Origin of the sequence: Nitrosopumilus sp. K4 (assembly GCF_018128925.1) — an archaeon.
GTDB lineage: Archaea > Thermoproteota > Nitrososphaeria > Nitrososphaerales > Nitrosopumilaceae > HKST03.
This window is the reverse complement of the sequence record NZ_CP067007.1, coordinates 1,409,197-1,428,819: the sequence shown is the minus strand read 5'-3', so window position 1 is coordinate 1,428,819 and position 19,623 is coordinate 1,409,197. Positions and strand designations below refer to the sequence as shown.

The window sequence follows — 19,623 nt, the reverse complement described above, 5'->3', positions numbered from 1 at the left end:
AATCTAATCAATTTGATTAATCAATTCATACAATTTTTTGGTAGGATCTTCCATTTTTTTTACAATTCTTTTTGCCATTAGTTTATTCTTGTTTTTTGATTTAATCTTCTCACCAATCATTCTAGAAATTTTTTTAGGATCTTCCTGTCTTGTAACAAGCTTAGATTTTACTAAATACTTCTCTATTAAATTTGGAATAGCATTATATGATATTGTAGGAATTCCTAATAATGCTGCTTCTGCTGTCATAGTTCCTCCCGAACCTATGAAAACATCTGAATTTTGTAACAAATATTTTCCATCATAAGACATTCCAAGAATAATTATTTTTTTACCAAAAATTTTCTTTAGTTTTTGAATTTGTTCTTTATATCTTGTTAAAATTATGATGTTATATTCATTAAAATCTTTTAAAACTTCTTTAATAATTTCACTAACTAAACTTTTTTTGGATGAATATGCAGCTTGATCTTCATCAACTCGAATCAAAATATTTCCTTTCTTTTCATTTGAAAAATTTAGTTTCCTTTTTACACTGATCTTTCTTTGTGTTGTTACAAATGCATCAATTGCATTATATTGCATTATATTTTTTGAACTAATCCCATACTTGGTAAATTCTTTCTTTGGAATTATTTTTGGAGTTAATAACTTTTGTACAAATGGTAAAGTTAGTCTCATTACAGAATCTGCATGAGGTGAATCTTGCAAAGCTATGTGTCTTATTCCTAATCCAAAAGAAATTCTTGCTGCTTCTGGTGAACAAAAACTTATTGTCAGATCTGGTGCAAATTTGATAATTTTAGGTAATAATTTTCGAGTTCTTTCTATACTCTCTTCTAACTTTTTTACTCTATTACTGCCATGATTTCCAACTAAAACCAGCTTGAAATTTCTCAATTTGGCAAGATTTGCTACTTCATTGTAGTGCCTTGAAGTGCATAAAATCTGATGTTTTTTCTCAAATTTGCTTATTATTGGTTCTGAAAACAATAATTGTTTAGGAGTTAGAATATCGATCCAAATTTTCAAGTATTTTACATAATTCTCGTTAGTTCAATAAGTTTTTCTTAGTCTATTACATAGCTCAAGTATGGGGGGAACAAAAATTGTAGTTTATGGACTTAGTACTGAAGGATATTCTATTGCATCTCAAATGGCAATTAAAGGTGCTGATGTATCAATTATTGATGAATCTACCCCATCTGCAATATCTCTCAAAGCTGAAATTGCAAAAACCTATCCAAATGTTTCATCATTAAAAGAAGATGAACCACTTTTAGCAATGGAACCAATAGATGTTGCCATTTCTAAAGCTCAATATCTTTTCTTTACTCCTAGAATTCGAAAAACTGGACAGGATATAAAAACAGAAATTCATTCAAAATTTAAAGATGCAACTACTTCACTAAAAAAAAATAGTTCAGTTGTTTATACATTACCTACAGGATTTGGTGGAAATAATGAAAATATATCGTTATTGGAACATGTTACTGGTTTAGAAGTTGGAAAACAAATATCTTATTTTTATTATCCTTTAGAAGATCTTTCTGAACAACCAAAAATAATTGGATCATATAATGGTAAAGAAGATGTTAAACTATCTGAGCTGTTGACAACTAAAAAAGAGAAAAAATTTGTAGCTATTTCGTCATCCGAACATTTTCATGCAATTGATGTCTTATCTAGATTTTCAAGTCTATGTAGTCTTTTAGAGGTATGTAAATATGCACAAGATGATATCACAAAAAAAGATCTTTCATCTGATGATTTTCAAGAACTTTACTTAGACAATATGGTTAGTGGGTTATTTGACTTAAAATCCTTAGGTTCATCATTTGAAGGTGCAAATACCCTCATGTACTTGATAAATGGAAGCGTAAAAGGTATCGATGGATACATCAAAAGATTAATTGATGAAATACGCTCAACATTAAAGAAAAATGATCTTAAAGCAAGTAGAACAAAGATTGCTATTTCTTGGACTTTGGATCAACATGAAATGCGTGGAGATAAAATTGAAATGCTACAGAATTTAACATCTAAACTTCGTGATTACATAGGTGATGTTGAAGCCTATGAAGATCCAAACTTTGATCTATTTCATAGTGATAAAACAACAATCGTTGTAGCTTGCTCAAAAAATGATTTTGAAAGTATTTTGAAGACTAAACAAGATTCTGATCTGATAATTGTTAAAGCTAATCCCTTATGTGAAACTATTCAATAATAGTATAAATTAGCTCAACAACTATTGCTGTTGAAATGTCTGATAAAAATTCTGATGAAATTCCAGTAGAAGTAATTTCTGATGAAGATATCTCGGAATCTGATTTAGGAAAAAACTCTCCTGAAGAGTTGAAAGATCTTTTAGAGACTGAAAAACAAAAAGTGGCTAAATATGAAGAAAAAATAAAACTTGTGTTAGCTGATTATCAAAACCTTCAACGAAAAACCCAATCTGATATTGAAAAAGGAGTAAATTCTAAAATTGATGAATTCATTCTTGAATTTTTAAAAATTTATGATGATTTTGTGAGGGCAAAAGATGCATTCTCTCAAAATAATATTGATACTACTGGATTAGATTCAATTTTAAAAAACATGGACTCATTATTAAAAAAATATAATGTAATTCCGATTGAAGCGTTAGGGGAAATTTTTGATCCAAATCTTCATGAAGCAATCTCAATAATTAATGATCCAGAACTTGATGATAATACCATTACAAAAGAAATCAGGAAAGGATATATTTCTCATGAGAGGGTTATTAGACCAACACTAGTAGAAATTTCAAAAAAAGGATGATATGATATGGCAAAAGTAATAGGAATCGATTTAGGAACAAGCAATTCTGCTGCTGCAGTAATGATGGGGGGAAAACCTACTATTATTCCAGCAGCTGAGGGCGCTACTGTAGGTGGTAAAGCGTTTCCCTCCGTTGTGGCCTTTTCAAAAGAAGGTGAACTCTTAGTTGGAGAGCCTGCTAGAAGACAGGCAGTTACTAACCCTGACAACACAATTGTTGCTGCAAAACGAAAAATGGGTTCAGATTACACCTTTAAGATTAAGGATAAAGAGTACAAACCTCAACAAATCTCTTCATTTATTCTACAAAAAATCAAAAAAGATGCAGAAGCATTTGTTGGTGAAAATGTAGAAAAGGCAGTGATTACAGTACCTGCATATTTTGATGATAATCAACGTCAGGCAACAAAAGATGCTGGAACCATTGCTGGATTGGATGTTGTTAGAATAATTAATGAACCAACTGCAGCATCTCTTGCATTTGGATTAGATAAAGCCAAAGAGGACATGAAAATCCTTGTGTTTGACTTTGGTGGTGGTACCTTAGATGTCACTATAATGGAAATGGGAGGTGGTGTCTTTGAAGTAATGAGTACTTCAGGTGATACCCAATTAGGTGGTACTGACATGGATAAAGCTGTTATTGATTATATCGTTGATGAATTCAAGAAAAAGGAAGGAGTTGATCTATCTCAAGATTCTACTGCAATGACAAGAATTAGAGAAGCAGCAGAAAAAGCAAAAATTGAACTCTCAACTGTTATGGAAACTGACATCAATCTTCCTTTCATAGCTCATGATCCGTCATCAGGCCCAAAAAATCTTGAATTAAGATTGACAAGAGCTAAACTGGATGAACTCATAAAACCAATCGTTGAAAAATGTAGAAGTTCAATTGAAAAGTCAATTGAGGACGCAAAATTATCAAAAAATGATATTAACAAAATCGTTATGGTTGGTGGACCTACAAGAATTCCTCTTGTAAGAAAGTTTGTTGGTGAAGTTGTTGGAAGAGAACCTGAATCAGGTGTTGATCCTATGGAAGCAGTAGCAATGGGTGCCGCAATTCAAGCAGGTATAATTGCAGGTGATGTTTCAAGTGATATTGTTCTATTAGATGTAACGCCACTTACATTAGGAATAGAAACATTAGGTGGTGTTAGAGAACCATTAATCGAACGTAATACAACAATTCCAACTTCTAAAAGTAAGGTTTTCACTACTGCTGCAGATAATCAAACAGCAGTTACAATACATGTTGTTCAAGGAGAACGACCTATGGCTACAGATAATGTTTCGCTAGGAAGCTTCAATCTAACAGATTTACCTCCTGCTCCAAGAGGAGTTCCTCAGATTGAAGTAAAATTTGATATTGATGCAAATGGAATTATCAATGTAACAGCCAAAGATCTTGGAACTCAAAAAGAAGCAAAAATCACAATAGAATCTTCCTCAAAACTATCTAAAGAAGAAATTGAAAAATTAAAAGAAGATGCTGAAAAGTTTTCAGATGAAGATAAAAAGAAAAAAGAGAAAATTGACCTTAGAAATGAAGCCGAAAGTTACATCTACACAACCGAAAAATTAGTTAATCATGATCTTAAAGATAAAATTTCCCAAGAACAAGGAATTAAAATTACAGACTCCATTAAAGAAGTAAAAGAAAATCTCGATAAAGAATCTGAAGAACTCAAACCAAAACTGGATGCCCTGAAAGAAATTGTTAATGAAGTAACCACTGAACTTTACAAAAATGTTACTCCGCCACCAGGAGCTGAAGGCCAACAAAGTGCTGGATCTGAAGGCCAACAAAGTGCTGGATCTGAAGGCCAACAAAGTGCTGGATCTGAAGGCCAACAAAGTGCTGGATCTGAAGGCCAACAAAGTGCTGGATCTGAAGGCCAACAAAGTGCTGGATCTGAAGGCCAACAAAGTGCTGGATCTGAAGGCCAACAAAGTGACCAATCATCCACAGATGAAACAAAAAGTAACTAATTTACCATCATTTTTTACAATTATAATTAAGTGATATTGATGTCAGCAAAACGTGATTATTATGAAGTATTGGGAGTTTCAAAAACTAGTTCCGCTGATGAAATTAAAAAACAATATAGAAAATTAGCTTTAAAATTTCATCCAGATCGTAATCAATCAGCTGAAGCAGGTGAACATTTCAAGGAAATCTCTGAAGCATATGGTGTATTGTCTGATCCAGAAAAAAGGAAGGTGTATGATCAACATGGTCATGCAGGTGTAGATGGAAGATATTCAAGTGAAGATATTTTTCAAGGTGCAGGTGCTGATTTTAGTGACATTTTTGGAAGAGGTGGAGGGGGTTTTGACTCTATATTTGAATCAATATTTGGAAGAGGAGGATTTAGTTCTAGGCAACAACGTGGTTCTGATATTCTTTTTGAAACTACTGTTACTCTTGAAGATGTTTTACATGGAAAAAAAATGGAATTTGATTTACAAAAAGAGATTAAATGCGATACATGTGATGGAACAGGATGTAAGCCTGGTACAAACAAAAAAACTTGTTCTTCATGTAATGGTCAAGGGCAAGTTCGTAAAAGTCGTAGCATGGGATTTGCATCTTTTGTAACTGTCGAGCCTTGTTCTTCATGTAATGGTCAAGGCTCTATCATTGAAACACCATGTAGTAATTGTAATGGAAAAACTAAGAAACGAGGAACAAAAAAAATCTCCTTTGACATTCCCCCAGGCGTTGATTTTGGTGATTATACTGTTCCAAATGAAGGAAATGAAATTCCTGGTGGTGTAAATGGAGATTTAATTGTAAGAATTAGAATTGAACCTCATCCCAAATTTAAGAGAGATGGAAAAGACATTTTTTATGATCAAGATGTTTCAATGGTTGATGCAGCATTAGGAAAGGAGATCATTGTCCCAACTTTAGATGGTACTGAAAAAATTAAGGTAGATGCAGGAAGTCAACCTAATACAATAATAAAACTAAAAGGAAAAGGTGTACCTCATATTAATTCCAGAGGACGTGGTGATCAATTTGTTAGAATTGTAGTGAATATTCCAACGAAACTTAACAAACATCAGAAAAATCTACTCGATGAATTCCAAAAATCATTTGAATGAAAAATTATTTTTCAAATTTTCTCATAATTACATGATGTCCATTTCTTACATGTATTGCATGACTTGTTTTCATTAATTCACTTATTTTTTCTTCAGTATAGAATTTCACATTGTATCGTCCAATAACTTTTTTACAATTATTACAGTAGATTTCATTAAATTCCATATTTGGATTCTGTTATAATATACCTAAAACAGTATAATAAAGAACTTATTCTAGAGTTCAAGAACTTTGATTGCGGGAGTCGCCCAGCCTGGTCAACGGCATAAGGTTCAGATCCTTATCTTCTAGGAGTTCGTGGGTTCAAATCCCACTTCCCGCATAACATTATTTCTCTAATATGGTCTTGATTTTTTGTAATAGGATTGTGTTGACTGTTTCACCTGAAACCTTTCCACGAAGTTCCTTCATTGCCATTCCCATCAATGGGCCTATTGCGTGTTCTTTTTGATTTTTAACCATATTTTCATTATCCTGAACGATTTTTTCTAAAATTTGTTCTAATTCCTCATTATCTACAGTTTTAATTGATGCATTTTTCATTGCATCTTCAATCGTGTTTGATTTTCCAGCCATAATATTCTCAAAAATCATCTCAATTGACTCTTTAGCGATTTTTCCAGATTCTAATAATTCGAATGCTTTGCCAATCTCTTCATTTTTTAATAATTTTGAATTCAATCCATTTCTTTCAAGATTTGTTATTGATGAACATAAAATTGATGCAATAAATGTTGGATTAACATTTACATTATCTGTAATTTTTTCAAATAATTCGATATATGGTGAATCCAAAATTTGTTCAGCAAGCTGCTGATTCAAACTAAATTTACTTTTTATCTCTTGTATGGATTCATCCCAAGATTTTGGTATGTTTTTCTTAGCATCATCTAATTCCTCTTGAGATATGATAATTGGAGGAATATCTGTTTCTGGATACATTCTTGCTGCACCTGGTCTAGGACGTAGAAATTTTGTTTCTCCATTTTGTGTTGCCAATCTTGTATCGATTGGAATTCCTTTATTTTTGATGTATTCGATCCGTAAAATTATTTGTTCAATTATCGTATGCATTTTTTCTCTGGGACAAGCTAAAATCAAAAATGCATCATTTTCACTAATTTTCATAACTTCTTTCAAATTTTGAATATCTGTCTCCTCAACTCCATAGTTGGGTAGTTCATCTGAATGAAAAACTCCCCCAATTCCAAAAAACCTAACCAACTCTGCAACTTCTTTTCCTAATCTAATTCCTTCATACGGAGAATACCCGAACATTCCTTTCATATTTTTAAACGATATTGCAAAAATATTCTGGTTTTTCTTTATGGCATTTTTAATAATTTTTGATTTGCATTTTTCAAATAATTCTGTTACGTCTTTTTTATCCTCTACACTGTAATTCCAATCTATTTCCTGTAGTTTCTTTGAGATCTTTAGTAATCCATGTTGCCTTTTAGCCTCATATTCTACTACTTTTTCTAATTGATCTAACTGCTGAACTCCCTTTACTTCGATAACTACTCCTCCCTCTTTAATTGATACATTGACATCTTGTCTAATAGAACCTAATCCGCGTTTGACTTTTTTTGTACTCCTCAAAATTCTCCCAAGTGTCAAGGCAATTTTTTTAATTTCACTTGGTTTTACTTCAAAAGGCTCAGTGGCAATTTCTACTAGTGGTATTCCTAATCGTTCCAAACCATATTTTTTGATTGAACCTTCTTCTCCCAAATTTTTTGCAGCGTCTTCTTCAAGACAAATTGATTGAATTCCAATTTTTTTCCCTTCCACATCAAAAGAACCGCCATGTGAAATCAACATTGTACGTTGAAATCCTGTAGTGTTTGAACCATCAACAACTGTTTTTCTCATTGGAAAAATCTCTCTAAATATCTTAGACTTTAGTGCAGATGCAATTATTAACGAAATCTTTTTTGCATCACTGTCTAATTCATGTGGAGGTTCCTCATCTTGTTCAACTAAGCAACTACTTTCGGGATTTGCAAAGTACATTATTGTTTTTGATTTTGATTTTTCAAATAATGCTGCAGGATCATATTCACCTAATTCGCTTTTTGCTGCACGTAGTTTTCTTTGAAATTTTATAGAATACTCTTCAGTATCTACTGGGATGCAATTACAAAATAATTTCTTGTTGGTTGCAAGTTGCTGGTGAATCTCAAGTCCTACTTTCACTCCTAAATCATTAACAATGTTTGACATTTTTCTCCTCAAGTAGATATTTCTGATGCTATATTTTCAAGCATTATTTTCTTTATTTCTTCTAGACTTTGAGCATTACCTGTTGCCCACATAGCTTTTACCAATGCAACTTCTGGAATCATATCTTCTAGAGGAATTATGCCTAAATCCAATAGATCTCTGCCACTTTCATAAACTGTCATTCTTACTCTTCCATCAATACACTGTGATGTCATGCCTAAGAAAATTCCTTTTTCTTGTGCTTTTTTCACTTTTTCATACATTGTTTTGCCTATGTGTCCTAACCCTGTTCCTTCAAAAATTATGGCCTTGTAATTCATTTCAAGCATCTTTTCCAATAATTCGGGATTGTATCCAGGATGATATTTTATCAAAGCTACATTTGTTTCAAGATTAATTTTTGGCTGATATTTTTCTCCTCTAAAAAATTCATTTTTGATATTTCTTTGAACTTTATTATTTACAATAATAAATGCAGGATCGTTCCCCATGGTTTGAAATGCACCTCTTTTGCTTGTGTGATTTTTTCTTACTCTTGTTCCTAAATGACATGCCACAGATTCATCATTTTCATCTAGATGCATTACTACAAAAATTCCATTTGTTTTACATTGTAACAAAAATCTAACTGCGCCTATTAGATTAAGCGCTGCATCTGATGATGCACGGTCTGAAGATCTTTGAGACCCAACAAGGGCTATTGGAATTGGATATCCTGATAAAGCAAATGATAGAAATGATGAAGTATAATGCATTGTGTCTGTTCCATGGGCAATTATTATTCCTGTATAATCTAATTTAGAAATCTCATCAAGTCTTGTAGCAATTTTTAACCAATGTTCAGGTGTAATGTTTTCAGAATATTCTGAGAACAATACCTCCGTGTCTATGTTTGCAATCTCAGAAAGCTCAGGAACAGAAGAATTTAGCTCTTCAGCTGTTAAAACAGGTGTTACTGCTCCTGTTCTGTAATCTATTTTGCTAGCTATTGTTCCGCCTGTTGATAGCAAAAGAATTTTTGGTAATGATGGATTTTCTTTCAACTTTGCTTTTGGTTGCATCTCTTTAATTTCAGAGGTAACCAATTCAATTTTCTCTATTTTTTCTAATTCTAAACCTATGTTGTAACCACTTTTTAATTTCAAAACAAGATGACTGTCATCTGCATGTTCATATCTAGGCATGATTATGCCTGAATATGTTATATCTGCCAGAATTTTTACAGAATCCCCTACTTTGACACCATTGTTTTTCAAAAATTCTAATGATTTTCCTGTATATCCCTTAAATTCAGACATTAACGCTGATTAGTTTTGGCTATTTAATAAAAACTACCTGTAGTAAGATGCTACTAGCTTTTCGCCCATCTTGAGGTCTTTTTGCTCTCTTACTTTCTTGACTGCTTCTTCAAAGTGTTTCATAGTCACCTTTGCTTCGATACTCTTTTTCTCAACATCTTTTACATCCGGATGAGTGTCTAAAAACTCATGAATAACTAGAGATACTGCAGTATTTGCAATAGCAGCAGTATCTGCACCACTTAATCCATCAGTCATCTCTGATAGTTTTTCAAAGTCTACATGTTTAGGATCACTTTCCTCTGTTATTACTGGGATTTTTGCAGCATTGATTTTCAAGATACTCTTTCTACTTTCTTTATCTGGAAGTGGAATTTGGATGATTTTATCAAATCTTCCTGGTCTTAATAATGCTGGATCAATCATATCTGCTCTGTTAGTTGCAGCTAAAACTACTACTCCGTGTAAGTTCTCCATTCCATCTAACTCTGTAAGTAATTGACTTACTACTCTTTCAGTAACTGCAGTTTCTCCACCTGCTCCTCTAATTGGTGCAATAGAATCAATCTCATCAAAGAATACTACACAAGGAGCTGATTGTCTTGCTCTTTTGAAAATCTCTCTAATTCCTCTTTCAGATTCTCCAACCCATTTGGATAATAATTCAGGACCTCTAACTGAAACAAAGTTTGCTTCACTTTGTGTTGCAACAGCTTTTGCTAGTAAAGTCTTACCAGTTCCACTTGGACCGTGCAATAATATTCCTCTAGGCATTCTATGTCCTAATTTATCATATAATCCTGGATACTTCATTGGCCACTCAACAGCTTCTTGAAGTTCACGTTTGACATCCTCTAATCCTCCAACTTCATCCCACTTTACATCTGGATTTTCAATAAAGACTTCTCTCATTCCTGAAGGAGTAACCTCAATGAGTGCTTTTTGGAAATCTTCGTGATTTACAACAAGTTTGTCTAGTGTCTCGGGAGGTATTTTTTCTTCTTCTAGGTTTAATTCTGGAAGAAGTCTTCTAAGACATTTCATTGCCCCTTCTTTACAAAGATATTCTAAATCAGCACCAACATACCCGTGACTAACTGCTGAAATTTTATCCAAGTTAACATCATCTGATAATGGCATATTTCTGCTATGAATTGCAAGAATGTCTTTCCTGCCTTTTTTATCTGGAACTTTAATTTCAATTTCTCTATCGAATCTTCCTGGTCTTCTTAAAGCAGGATCTATTGCGTTTGGTCTGTTTGTAGCTGAAATTACAATTACCTTGCCTCTAGCTTCTAAACCATCCATTAATGATAACATTTGAGAAACAACTCTTCTTTCAACCTCGCCAGTAACTTCTTCCCTTTTTGGTGCAATGGAATCTATTTCATCTACAAAAATGATTGATGGAGCTTTCTCTCTAGCTTCTTTGAAAATTTCTCTTAGTCTAGCTTCACTTTCACCATAGAACTTACTCATAATTTCAGGACCTGAAATACTAATGAAGTGAGCATTACTTTCATTTGCAACAGCTTTTGCTAGTAATGTTTTGCCTGTTCCTGGAGGACCGTATAACAAAACACCTTTTGGAGCTTCAATTCCTAATTTTTCAAAAATTTCTGGATGTCTTAATGGTAATTCAATCATCTCTCTGACTTTCTTAATCTCATCTGTTAGACCTCCAATGTCTTCATAGGTTACTTGAGGTACACCACGTAATGTCTCTCCTTTTTCTGCAATATGGAAAACTGTTTTCTGTGTAACTAATACTGCATCAGCTGCTGGGGTTACACCAATTACTTGAAATGTTAAACGACCTCCGAAATATGGAACCATGACATTATCGCCTTTGATTAATGGAACACTCTCTAGTGCATCTGCGAGATATCTTTCATCAATTGGAGGGATTGCTTCTAATGGAGCTACTACAACTTTTTCAGCAGCTACTGCTTTGATTTTTCTAACCGTGATTGTATCGCCAATTGCAATGCCTGAATTATTTCTTCCAAGTCCATCGATTCTGATGATCCCTTTCCCTTCATCAGATGGGTAAAGTGGAAGACATTTTGCAACTGTTCTTCTTTTGCCCTTTATCTCAATTACATCACCTGTTGAAGCATTAAGAGTATCCATTGAATCATAATCAATTCTTGCAACTCCCCTTCCTACGTCTCGTGTATATGCTTCGAGGACTTTGAGAGAAAGAGCATTTTGACTCATAAAGAAAAACCCCTTGTCTAATTTTTATATCTTTGTGGTAATTTCTGGAAATAACACGAATCTAATCACAAGCTTAAAATCCTTAATGAGTACGAAACCAACTACTTGGGTAAGAGACCATTAGTAAGAAGACGAGGCCGTGGAGGATTTCAGTTTAGATCTACTTCTACTGGAAAAGTAGGCAGTAAAGCAAAATATCCTAGATTCTCGCTTTCAGAGCAACATGAAGGACTAGTTATAGATCTAGTTCATGAACGTGGTAGAGAGGCCCCTCTTGCAAAAGTAAGATTTGAAGATGGTTCAGTCTCTTTTGTACCTGCAGTTCTTGGAACTAAAGTAGGTACAACATTACAATTTGGGTTAAAATCTAAAATTCAAAAAGGAAATGTTATCAGTGTACAAAACATTCCTGATGGAACAATTGTGTGTAATGTAGAAAAACACTTTGGAGACGGTGGCGCAATTGTAAAATCTGCTGGTACTAATGCAACAGTGTTTTCTCACGGTGATGATGGCGTAACAATAAAACTCCCATCTGGAAAATTTACTACGCTAAATCCTAAGAATCGTGCAATGATTGGTACGCTTGCTGGTGGTGGCGCTAGTGAAAGACCATTTATGAGTGCAGGTGGAAAATGGAGAAACTTCAAGGCAAAAGGAAAGAAATATCCAATTGTTAGAGGTGTTGCACAAGCAGCATATGTCCATCCACACGGTGGTGGAAGACATCAACATGTTGGACAAAGTTCCACCGTATCGAGAGATGCTCCTCCAGGTGCCAAAGTTGGTAGCATTGCTGCCAGAAAGACTGGTAGAGCAAGAATCAAAGAAAGAAAGTAGTTACTTCCTAAACTTGATTAATAGCATTTTGTAATATTTTTACTGTATGACAAAACAAAGAATTAGAATCTTTGTTACAGGTAAAGTTCAAGGAGTTTTCTTCCGTCAAGCCCTTAAAGTAATGGCTAAAAAAAATGATGTTTTTGGATGGGTAAAGAATCTCAAAGATGGAAGAGTTGAAGCTGTTTTAGAAGGCGAGGTTGAAAATGTGAGCCGATTAATTGAATGGGCACATGGTGGACCTGCAAATGCAAGAGTTGAAGATGTTGAAATTATCAATGAAAAATTCACAGGAGAATTTTCTAAATTCGATGTTTTGTATTAGTAAATTTCTTCAAATGCATTTTTAATGATATGTGAAAATTCTGAAATTTCTTGATTATTTTTGATATCTAATATCTGAGGTTCTTCTTTTCTATTTTTTTGAATTTTGATGATAATTCCGTCTTTTTCGGGCTGGACATCAGCAAACCATCTAAACGTCATTGATTTTCCAAAGACTATTCTGTGCATTCTAACATCCTCAACAACATTTTTCCCTAAAGAAAGACAGAATTTCCTTGTAGAATCAAACAATGGGAGTGTAGTTGGTTGAATTTGTCTCTTAAAATCTTCATAATTTCTTTTATTTCCAAAAGAAACTAGATTCATACTCTACAAAATAATCTTTTAGTATAAAGGTAGTAGATCTGTTGGTTCCAGTCTAGACGGATAACCCCATTTCAAGGCATACAAGATCCGCCACGTTGACGAGGAAGCGTGGATGCTCCACCTTAGGATTGCTCCCTCCCGGACCTCATCCCTTTCGATGGTTCGGTCTTAGAAGTTATCCCTTCGGATAATTCTAGTCCTGCAACCACCCGCCTCGGCGTGATTTCATTTCCGCACACCAAGCGGGAATTACCTATCTAGAGATTTACCCAACAGTTACTGATCTCTGCATATAGCCGGTTTCAGAATAGGGCACGGCTGGCACCCTGATCCTACCTACTACCAAGTTTTCTAGAAACGTATGTTATATTTGCATTAGGTTTGCTTTTCTTTTAGTTTCAAAACTACGCTACAAACTGAGCATATCTTGCCTGTACACTCATTTCCACATTTTTCACAAAGCGTTTTTTGTTTATAGTTTGAATCTTTGACTATTTGAGAAACTTTGATTATTGATTGATACAAATTGTTTTTAATTCCACTGTGTTGTTTTTCTAAAGAATTCAGAAATTCTCGAATCTCCGTTCTTATTCCCTCATTCATATGGGGACATGGTTCTGATTGAAATGGTAAATTATTTGTAAAAGCATAAAACACAATTTCTGATTCGTATATTTCACAAAATGGTTTTATCTTTCTTAATGAATTACCTGAAGTATCAGGATCCATCCAACCAATTTTGTTTGTGTCTCCAGACAACATATTGATTACAAATGTTTGTAGTGTGTCATCTAAGTTGTGCCCAGTTGCAATAACATCTGCACCTATGTCTTTAGCTGCAAAATCAATTGCACGTCTTCTTAGTGTCCCACAAATTGAACATGATGATGTTTTTTCATTTTCTCGCAATTCTAATGCATTATCCAATGTTAAATCAAATAGCTCTTTGTAAGAATACACTTTATGCCCAACATTTAGTTCTGAACAAAATTTCTCAACAATTTCTAATGCCTCATTTCTATAACCTGGAATTCCTTCATCAATTGTTATTGCCTTTATTCTAAAATTATGTGTAGCAGACATTTCATTAATGATTTTTAATAATGCCAGTGAATCTTTTCCACCTGACACGGCAACAGCAATTAGTTCATCATTTTGGATCATCTTGTATTTTGAAATTGTCTTTGCAGTTTTTCTCAAAATTGAATTAGAAAAACAGGTAGAGCATAATTTTTCACCAGAATATTTTCTAGTGTAAACTGCTTGATTTGGGCATCTATCACAAATCATGAATGCTGTATGCTATTTTCATTAATGATTCTTTGGTATGTTCTAGATTGTAAACCAGCCCGATTTTACATATGATAATGCAATATTGAGCCCAAACAAGGCAAATGTGAAAATGTAGATTCCCCACATTACGCCATTGACTGCATTATCAGAGATTCTTTTATCAATAATTGTGTGGATGAATTTACCTCCGTCCAAAATTGGTAATGGAAGCATATTGATAATTCCAATAAAAAATGAAATCATCCATAACCATAACAAAAACATTGAAAGGTGTGGATTATTCCATTCTATAAAATCAAGAACCGGCTTGTATGCAAAAGAATTGTCTCTCATAATCCCAATTAGTCCTCTTTCCGGATCTTCTTGTGATGGAATGATTTCAACAGTAAAATCTAATGGCTGACCATCTCTAAGAACTGAAACACTTGCAGTATCTCCAGGCTCTAAAGACGGAAAATCTATCGGACTAAAAATTGGAATTCCATTAATTGATGTTATGATATCATTTGCAAGTAGTCCTGCTTTTTCTGCTCCGGAATTTTCGATAATTGATAAAATTAAGACCCCGTCTGGCAAATCATAAAATGTACTTAGCAATGGCTCTGGTAAGATCATTGCAAAAAATGGATTTGTCAAAAGTATTGCCCCTAAAACAAATGCAAAAATTACATTTGAAGTAGCTCCTGCTCCTATTACTCGTAATTTTGATATTTTTTTTGCTTTGTTAAATTCTTCCTCATCAGGTTCCACAAATCCCGCAAACATTGCAACAAATATTGCAAATCCTCCTGTTTTGATCTTTATTTTTTCTAGTGTTGCAACAATTCCATGCGCTCCTTCATGAATTACTAATACGATTGGAATTGATAGTAAAAAGTTTAGAATTGATGATGATGATGTTAAAGTTATGCCTGGAATTAGAACGGTAAGTTCTGAAAATTCTGTAGGTTCTACAAAAAACTTTGAAACATTTGAAAGCAAAAACCAAAATGCAAATCCCATCATGATGAAACCTGCGACTACACTAACATCTGCAAAAACACGTATTCCTCTTTTTGTTCTAGAGAGGATTTTTGTAAGTACTGTTTGAACCTGTTTGTTTTTGTAAACTAAACTGTATGCTTTTAATTCGAATCCATATCTTTCCAGTCTTAAGGCTTTTGCGACTCCTAAAATTACCACCCAAGCAATTAAGACATAGATAATCGAATTTTCTGTAATAAAATCAAGTTCCAAACTATTTGTTAATTTTTTAAACTCGTACATTTATCGGTTACTATGAACGCAGTAATGATAATCTCTACTTACCCAAACAAAAAAACAATTAATTTAATTGCTAATGAATTAGTCAAGAAAAAACTGGTTGCATGTGTAAATATCTCAAAAATATCATCTGTTTATTCATGGGATGGAAAAATTGAAAATTCTAATGAGTTTATTGCAATTTTTAAAACTACATTAAAGAACAAAAAAACATTGAAGCAAAAAATCAAGGAATCTCACCCATATGATGTTCCTGAAATTGCAGAAATTGACATTTCATCAATTAACAAACCATATCTAAAATGGCTTGTAGACTCTACTAACTAAGATTCAACAGTATACCGTAATAGTGAAATTATTCCACCTAATCCGGTTACTCGCAATCCTATATCTGTTGATGAATCCACACTGTATGTTTTAACGCCTTTACTTTCTGCATCATTTAGAAATTCAATCACTTTTGCTTCATCATTTGTTTGAATGGCATTGTCTGAAAATACTAAAGCCTCTACAGCACCATACTCATTTGCTTTACGAGTTTCATCAAAACCCATTGTAAATTTTCTGCTCTTTTGATTTGCTCGAATCATTACTTCATCAATGATCTCTGAAACTTTGGCTAATTTACTCTCTGACATTATCTCTTTCATAGTTTTTGAACGTGTAAAAGTATAGATTCCATCTTCTCCTCCTGAATCTATTCCTTCTACAACTTGAATCTTGAATTTCTTTGAGGAAGGATCTTTTTGAAGAAAATTTGAAAATTTCTTTTTTGTCTCACCTGGTCCAAATATTATAACCGAATCTGATTCTTTTACAATAGAAAAAACTGCATGTTGAATTTCCTCAAAAAATTTTTCAATATTGAAATTTGTTTTGTATCTCTTTCCTCCAGAACCAGAATAAATATTTGGCAAGAATTCCAAGTGTGTCCCTTTTAGCCTTGCAATTCCACAATCTCCTGTATCTATTGCAACTAAAACAAATCCACTTTGCTTGTTGTTAGAATTTATCAGTGTTTTTTCGATTGGTAGCCATTTTTTCTTTGAGATTGTAATGCCGTCATTTACTTTGAGAATAAATGAATGGTGTGAACCATGTGGAACAGCTTCATTACTTGATTCTGAAATGGTTCCTCCAATTCTTAATCTGTCTAAAACATCATCTAATGAAATTTTTTCTGCAATAAGTGCAATTCTAACTTTGATTCTTTCTCCTCTGTCCGGTCTTGCATACTCTTTATCTTGTTTTATGACTCTGGTTGTATCTCCAATTATCTTATCGCCTTCCTTGATAATTCTACGTAAATTTAACAGGTCATCAGAATCTTCGGGAATTGCCGAAACAGAATTCTCATCTATTTCCTTTGTAATCATGATATGTGAATTGTTTGCAGAAAGAAAAGAGTTTAGTTTGTTACTTTGCTAGTTTTGGTCTCTTGAGTTTTTTTCTTTAGATAATTTTCAACCCAATCCAATGTTAAAACACCTGCTTCTGCAAGATTTGTCAATGAATTTGCAGATGCCTCACCAGTTACCTTTCCATGATTTCTCTTTAACTGGCGCCACTTTAGTGCAGTATTTCCACTTTTAGAATTATAGATAATTCCTAAAACATCTCTGGCATTTACAAATGTAATATCTCGAATTTTTTTTAATGTGACTTTATCAGCTGCCTCTACGTAGATTGAACCTAAACTATCTTCTCTTTCAGCAAATACCTCAAAGTCATCTAGGTAACTTCTTGGTGCATATGATTTACACGTGCTAGAGATGATAAATCTTCTAAAACTTTCAAGTGATGCTGGAGTGTCAATTGTAACCATTTTGACTCCATAACTACTTGGCCATTTATCAAGCTTCTTGAAAGACTCAATTAGTATTTGGCCAAATCATGCCTTGCAGGCGGTGATGAACCTATCCCTTTGAATGATGATGAGGATCTTGAGTTCTGAGCCTGCTTAGAATTTTTATGTTTGGCGTCCAGACATTATTTTATGAAATCACTCACAGAGTATCTGACATTTAATGTAAAGACTAGAAGAGCATTTGTTAACATAACTCCAGATATTAGAAAATTAGTAACCAAAAGTAATGTGCAAGAAGGATTATGCCTTGTAAATGCAATGCACATTACTGCAAGCGTATTCATCAATGACAATGAAAGTGGATTACACAATGACTATGAAAAATGGTTAGAGGGATTAGCACCACATGAACCAATTGAACAATATGATCATAATAAAACAGGAGAAGATAATGCTGATGCACACCTAAAACGTCAGGTGATGGGAAGAGAAGTTGTAGTTGCCATTACTAAAGGTAAATTAGATTTTGGACCTTGGGAACAAATTTTCTACGGAGAATTTGATGGAAGACGTCCAAAAAGGGTTCTAGTAAAAATTATTGGTGAATGACTAACCAAAGTCTGCATCACGTTTTTGGCTCTGTGATTCATTCTTTCTTGCTGCTGCTCTAAACTCTTCGTCATGATTTTGAGGCCCATGACCGCATTTTACACAAGCAACTTTGAAACCATTCTCATCTTTTTGATATGTCTCACAGCCACAAAAACATGCCATGTTTAATCTGATTTGTATGATGATATATCTTTTAGCATATGGAAACTATGCTGACTTGCAGCATTCGCCCATAGGAATTTCATGATCATGTGGACATTTTCTTGGGTGTTTTAACATTGTACACAATGCATCAGTAAATTGTTTATTCATATGATGTTCAATACCACACACCATCTCTTCATCAATTTCTACTTTTAATGCACTGTCCATAAGCACTTCAAGCAATCTACTATTTCTCATCATGCTTGAACCAATTCTTTCACCGTCTTCAGTTAGTGTAACTCCTGCTTTGTTGTAATTTACAAGATTTTGACCGTTTAATTTTTTGAGCATTTGAACAACACTTGGCTGTCTAACGTTTAGCATTTTTGCAATTGTGCTAATCTTTACTTCGTCTCCTCTTTCTTTGATATGCCAAATTGCCTTTAGATACATTTCAACATGCTCAGCTTCGGCAGTTCCAACAAAGAGTGTTTCTTCATTTTCGTCATTTAATGAGTCCATACTACACCTTCTTTGAATCTTTTAATAAATATTCAAAGTATTGTCTTGCAAATCCTGCTAATCCTGCGTGATCTGCCCAAATCGCAACAAGATCTGAATTGACTCCCCCCATTTCAGGTCCCAGTAAAATTACAACATATCTCTTATCTGAAATTATTCCGCCTCCAAATAACCCTTTTTTGATTTTTACATTTGCAACTCTAGAAATTGCTTTGATTGAATCTTTATCCATTTTATCGGAGGTAAGAATTGTAATCTCTACTCCTTTGTCGTGTAATGAACGTAATTTTGGTAATGCTTGCTTTACTAGTTCTTCGCCTGCTTGAGGTAATGCAATCATTACTTCATTTCGACAAGACTCTACCATCTCTAAAATTTTTGCTGCAATGTTAATTGCACCGGACAAAACCCAAATATCTGGTCTTTCACTTGTACCACTTTTTTCATACAATGGAACAAGCTCATTTAGAATGACACTCTGATTTTGAGAAAAATCATTTTCCATTTTCTGTTTTGTAGTTTCAAGTCCAGTTGCTGGTGATTTTGCAAAGTATTTTGTTGGTCTAGAGTCATCTGAGCCAATCCATCCTTTATCTTCTAAAGTCCCTAAAACTTCATAGATTTTTGAATAAGGAACGCCTGATTTCTGACTAAGATCCGAAGCTGTTAATTCCCCAGCTTTAAGCAATGATGAAAAAGTTCTGATCTCATAACTTGTAAGACCGATCTTTTCTAGTGCCTTGCGTGTTTTATCAGATATGCTCATGCGATCTAGTCGATCCTTTTTGATATTTAAATCAGGTATGCGTACATCCTAAATTCCA

General features: G+C 33.7%; 20 protein-coding genes, 1 tRNA gene and 1 other RNA gene. 9 read left to right on the top strand and 13 right to left on the bottom strand.

What is annotated here, in order from left to right; all coding sequences use genetic code 11:
• Positions 1-3: 3 nt before the first annotated feature.
• The gene (locus NsoK4_RS08670; RefSeq protein WP_211687142.1) at positions 4-1,032 is read right to left on the bottom strand and encodes a DUF354 domain-containing protein; all 1,029 of its coding nucleotides are present in this window, start codon (positions 1,030-1,032) and stop codon (positions 4-6) included.
• Between the two features lie 61 nt (positions 1,033-1,093).
• Here NsoK4_RS08670 and NsoK4_RS08665 point away from each other — a divergent pair, with 61 nt between their 5' ends.
• The 5 genes from NsoK4_RS08665 (at position 1,094) to NsoK4_RS08645 (ending at position 6,245) form a co-directional block, all read left to right on the top strand.
• Positions 1,094-2,230 carry a hypothetical protein gene (locus tag NsoK4_RS08665; protein WP_211687141.1) on the top strand — a complete coding sequence of 379 codons (1,137 nt, stop codon included), beginning with the start codon at positions 1,094-1,096 and terminating at the stop codon, positions 2,228-2,230.
• A gap of 35 nt (positions 2,231-2,265) precedes the next feature.
• Positions 2,266-2,808, top strand: coding sequence for a nucleotide exchange factor GrpE (locus NsoK4_RS08660; protein ID WP_211687140.1), 543 nt, complete (start codon positions 2,266-2,268; stop codon positions 2,806-2,808).
• A gap of 6 nt (positions 2,809-2,814) precedes the next feature.
• The gene (dnaK, locus tag NsoK4_RS08655) at positions 2,815-4,803 is read left to right on the top strand and encodes a molecular chaperone DnaK (RefSeq protein WP_211687139.1); all 1,989 of its coding nucleotides are present in this window, start codon (positions 2,815-2,817) and stop codon (positions 4,801-4,803) included.
• 39 nt (positions 4,804-4,842) lie between these two features.
• Positions 4,843-5,922: a molecular chaperone DnaJ gene (dnaJ, locus tag NsoK4_RS08650; RefSeq protein ID WP_211687138.1), complete on the top strand. Its 1,080-nt coding sequence runs from the start codon at positions 4,843-4,845 to the stop codon at positions 5,920-5,922.
• A 238-nt stretch (positions 5,923-6,160) separates the two neighbouring features.
• Positions 6,161-6,245: transfer RNA gene (locus NsoK4_RS08645), tRNA-Leu, on the top strand.
• Positions 6,246-6,250: 5 nt separating this feature from the next.
• Here NsoK4_RS08645 and gatE read toward each other — a convergent pair.
• From gatE to NsoK4_RS08630, 3 genes are read right to left on the bottom strand one after another with little or no spacing between them, the layout of a single operon-like run.
• On the bottom strand, positions 6,251-8,149 hold the full coding sequence (gene gatE, locus NsoK4_RS08640; RefSeq protein WP_211687137.1) for a Glu-tRNA(Gln) amidotransferase subunit GatE: 1,899 nt from the start codon (positions 8,147-8,149) through the stop codon (positions 6,251-6,253).
• Between the two features lie 8 nt (positions 8,150-8,157).
• Positions 8,158-9,447, bottom strand: coding sequence for a Glu-tRNA(Gln) amidotransferase subunit GatD (gatD, locus tag NsoK4_RS08635; RefSeq protein ID WP_211687136.1), 1,290 nt, complete (start codon positions 9,445-9,447; stop codon positions 8,158-8,160).
• Positions 9,448-9,480: 33 nt separating this feature from the next.
• A complete protein-coding gene (locus NsoK4_RS08630; RefSeq protein ID WP_211687135.1) occupies positions 9,481-11,667 on the bottom strand; it encodes a CDC48 family AAA ATPase in 2,187 nt (728 codons plus the stop codon).
• Positions 11,668-11,772: 105 nt separating this feature from the next.
• On the opposite strand from NsoK4_RS08630, the gene NsoK4_RS08625 reads away from it, so the two are divergent.
• Both NsoK4_RS08625 and NsoK4_RS08620 read left to right on the top strand, forming a co-directional pair.
• Positions 11,773-12,507 (top strand): 50S ribosomal protein L2, encoded by a 735-nt coding sequence (locus NsoK4_RS08625; RefSeq protein ID WP_211687134.1) that lies wholly within the window; start codon positions 11,773-11,775, stop codon positions 12,505-12,507.
• Positions 12,508-12,553: 46 nt separating this feature from the next.
• The gene (locus tag NsoK4_RS08620; protein WP_211687133.1) at positions 12,554-12,832 is read left to right on the top strand and encodes an acylphosphatase; all 279 of its coding nucleotides are present in this window, start codon (positions 12,554-12,556) and stop codon (positions 12,830-12,832) included.
• Here NsoK4_RS08620 and NsoK4_RS08615 read toward each other — a convergent pair.
• The 4 genes from NsoK4_RS08615 to NsoK4_RS08600 all read right to left on the bottom strand — a co-directional run bounded on the left by NsoK4_RS08615 (position 12,829) and on the right by NsoK4_RS08600 (position 15,687).
• A complete protein-coding gene (locus tag NsoK4_RS08615; protein WP_211687132.1) occupies positions 12,829-13,158 on the bottom strand; it encodes a hypothetical protein in 330 nt (109 codons plus the stop codon). The genes NsoK4_RS08620 and NsoK4_RS08615 overlap by 4 nt on opposite strands.
• Before the next feature lie 30 nt (positions 13,159-13,188).
• Positions 13,189-13,500: signal recognition particle sRNA (ffs, locus tag NsoK4_RS08610), an RNA gene on the bottom strand.
• A 33-nt stretch (positions 13,501-13,533) separates the two neighbouring features.
• Complete coding sequence (locus NsoK4_RS08605) at positions 13,534-14,448, bottom strand: TIGR00269 family protein (protein WP_211687131.1); 915 nt, start codon at positions 14,446-14,448, stop codon at positions 13,534-13,536.
• Between the two features lie 42 nt (positions 14,449-14,490).
• Positions 14,491-15,687 (bottom strand): site-2 protease family protein, encoded by a 1,197-nt coding sequence (locus NsoK4_RS08600; protein ID WP_249111051.1) that lies wholly within the window; start codon positions 15,685-15,687, stop codon positions 14,491-14,493.
• Between the two features lie 42 nt (positions 15,688-15,729).
• Between NsoK4_RS08600 and cutA the strand changes: the two genes are divergently transcribed.
• Complete coding sequence (cutA, locus tag NsoK4_RS08595) at positions 15,730-16,041, top strand: divalent-cation tolerance protein CutA (RefSeq protein ID WP_211687130.1); 312 nt, start codon at positions 15,730-15,732, stop codon at positions 16,039-16,041.
• Here the strand turns inward: cutA and NsoK4_RS08590 are convergent.
• Both NsoK4_RS08590 and NsoK4_RS08585 read right to left on the bottom strand, forming a co-directional pair.
• A complete protein-coding gene (locus tag NsoK4_RS08590; protein ID WP_211687129.1) occupies positions 16,038-17,090 on the bottom strand; it encodes a pelota family protein in 1,053 nt (350 codons plus the stop codon). The two genes, cutA and NsoK4_RS08590, sit on opposite strands and share 4 nt — an antisense overlap.
• A 32-nt stretch (positions 17,091-17,122) precedes the next feature.
• Positions 17,123-17,539, bottom strand: a complete 417-nt coding sequence (locus NsoK4_RS08585) for a hypothetical protein (protein ID WP_211687128.1) — start codon at positions 17,537-17,539, stop codon at positions 17,123-17,125.
• Between the two features lie 171 nt (positions 17,540-17,710).
• Between NsoK4_RS08585 and NsoK4_RS08580 the strand changes: the two genes are divergently transcribed.
• On the top strand, positions 17,711-18,130 hold the full coding sequence (locus NsoK4_RS08580) for a secondary thiamine-phosphate synthase enzyme YjbQ (protein WP_211687127.1): 420 nt from the start codon (positions 17,711-17,713) through the stop codon (positions 18,128-18,130).
• Here the strand turns inward: NsoK4_RS08580 and NsoK4_RS08575 are convergent, their stop codons facing one another.
• The 3 genes from NsoK4_RS08575 to NsoK4_RS08565 are packed head-to-tail and all read right to left on the bottom strand — an operon-like array spanning position 18,131 to position 19,565.
• Complete coding sequence (locus NsoK4_RS08575; protein WP_211687126.1) at positions 18,131-18,295, bottom strand: hypothetical protein; 165 nt, start codon at positions 18,293-18,295, stop codon at positions 18,131-18,133.
• Between the two features lie 45 nt (positions 18,296-18,340).
• Complete coding sequence (locus NsoK4_RS08570; protein ID WP_211687125.1) at positions 18,341-18,799, bottom strand: metal-dependent transcriptional regulator; 459 nt, start codon at positions 18,797-18,799, stop codon at positions 18,341-18,343.
• A gap of 1 nt (position 18,800) precedes the next feature.
• Positions 18,801-19,565 carry a TrmB family transcriptional regulator gene (locus NsoK4_RS08565; RefSeq protein WP_211687124.1) on the bottom strand — a complete coding sequence of 255 codons (765 nt, stop codon included), beginning with the start codon at positions 19,563-19,565 and terminating at the stop codon, positions 18,801-18,803.
• Positions 19,566-19,623 lie beyond the last annotated feature (58 nt).

Coding starts and splice junctions, on each gene's coding strand:
- NsoK4_RS08665 (WP_211687141.1), top strand. CDS start 1,094: ATGGGGGGAACAAAAATTGTAGTTTATGGACTTAGTACTGAAGGATAT.
- NsoK4_RS08660 (WP_211687140.1), top strand. CDS start 2,266: ATGTCTGATAAAAATTCTGATGAAATTCCAGTAGAAGTAATTTCTGAT.
- dnaK (WP_211687139.1), top strand. CDS start 2,815: ATGGCAAAAGTAATAGGAATCGATTTAGGAACAAGCAATTCTGCTGCT.
- dnaJ (WP_211687138.1), top strand. CDS start 4,843: ATGTCAGCAAAACGTGATTATTATGAAGTATTGGGAGTTTCAAAAACT.
- gatE (WP_211687137.1), bottom strand. CDS start 8,149: ATGTCAAACATTGTTAATGATTTAGGAGTGAAAGTAGGACTTGAGATT.
- gatD (WP_211687136.1), bottom strand. CDS start 9,447: ATGTCTGAATTTAAGGGATATACAGGAAAATCATTAGAATTTTTGAAA.
- NsoK4_RS08630 (WP_211687135.1), bottom strand. CDS start 11,667: ATGAGTCAAAATGCTCTTTCTCTCAAAGTCCTCGAAGCATATACACGA.
- NsoK4_RS08620 (WP_211687133.1), top strand. CDS start 12,554: ATGACAAAACAAAGAATTAGAATCTTTGTTACAGGTAAAGTTCAAGGA.
- NsoK4_RS08615 (WP_211687132.1), bottom strand. CDS start 13,158: ATGAATCTAGTTTCTTTTGGAAATAAAAGAAATTATGAAGATTTTAAG.
- NsoK4_RS08605 (WP_211687131.1), bottom strand. CDS start 14,448: ATGATTTGTGATAGATGCCCAAATCAAGCAGTTTACACTAGAAAATAT.
- cutA (WP_211687130.1), top strand. CDS start 15,730: ATGAACGCAGTAATGATAATCTCTACTTACCCAAACAAAAAAACAATT.
- NsoK4_RS08590 (WP_211687129.1), bottom strand. CDS start 17,090: ATGATTACAAAGGAAATAGATGAGAATTCTGTTTCGGCAATTCCCGAA.
- NsoK4_RS08585 (WP_211687128.1), bottom strand. CDS start 17,539: ATGGTTACAATTGACACTCCAGCATCACTTGAAAGTTTTAGAAGATTT.
- NsoK4_RS08580 (WP_211687127.1), top strand. CDS start 17,711: ATGAAATCACTCACAGAGTATCTGACATTTAATGTAAAGACTAGAAGA.
- NsoK4_RS08575 (WP_211687126.1), bottom strand. CDS start 18,295: ATGGCATGTTTTTGTGGCTGTGAGACATATCAAAAAGATGAGAATGGT.
- NsoK4_RS08570 (WP_211687125.1), bottom strand. CDS start 18,799: ATGGACTCATTAAATGACGAAAATGAAGAAACACTCTTTGTTGGAACT.
- NsoK4_RS08565 (WP_211687124.1), bottom strand. CDS start 19,565: ATGAGCATATCTGATAAAACACGCAAGGCACTAGAAAAGATCGGTCTT.